The sequence below is a fragment of the Psychrobacter sp. 1Y4 genome (assembly GCF_051847555.1).
Genome location: NZ_JBPYDE010000469.1, coordinates 1 through 751 on the forward strand (window position 1 = coordinate 1; position 751 = coordinate 751).

The window sequence follows — 751 nt, forward strand, 5'->3', positions numbered from 1 at the left end:
CTGCTCGTGGTAACTACATGATGGACTTGATCAGTAAAGCCGTCACTAAAACTGAGCAAAACGAGAATGACGAGTAAATTATTATTATGTCTATAGCGTCTAAGCAAGTTGATAAAAAAGCCAACAAAGCACCTGAAAAAATAAAAGTTTCAGGTGTTATCTTGGTGGACAAACCCAAAGGTATGACTTCACAGCAAGTTGTGTCAAAAGTGAAGTATTTGTTTAAGTCACCGATACACGATAGCAAAAAGGCTGGTCATACTGGTACGCTTGATCCAATGGCAACTGGTTTACTGCCGATTTGCCTAGGCGAAGCGACCAAGTTTAGCCATTATCAACTGGATGCTGACAAGTCTTACCAAGCAACGATTTTGCTGGGTAGTCAAACAGATACGGGTGATGCAGACGGTCAAGTGGTGGCACAATCCGCTATTCCAGCATTTGATGATGCTTCATTGGAGAGTATAGCCCAGCAGTTTCTGGGCGCTCAGCAGCAGATACCACCAATGTATTCAGCATTAAAAAAAGATGGCAAAAAACTGTATGAGTATGCCCGTGCTGGTATTGAAATCGATAGGCCACCGAGAGATATCACTATTAAGGCTATCGAGCTGCATGCGATTGATGATATACAGATTCGTTTGACAGTCACTTGTACCAAAGGGACTTACGTACGTGTGTTAGCAGAGGATATCGCGAAAACATTGGGTACGCTTGGACATTTAACGGCATTGCGTCGTACGCAAGTCGG

The 751-nt window shown here is 43.3% G+C and carries 1 protein-coding gene and 1 pseudogene; both read left to right on the forward strand.

Annotated elements, in window-relative coordinates:
• A pseudogene (locus tag ACS8FC_RS17015) lies at positions 1-77 on the forward strand (ribosome-binding factor A); the annotation flags it as partial.
• Between the two features lie 9 nt (positions 78-86).
• On the forward strand, positions 87-751 hold a 665-nt coding region (gene truB / locus ACS8FC_RS17020), incomplete at its 3' end, for a tRNA pseudouridine(55) synthase TruB (RefSeq protein ID WP_439297656.1).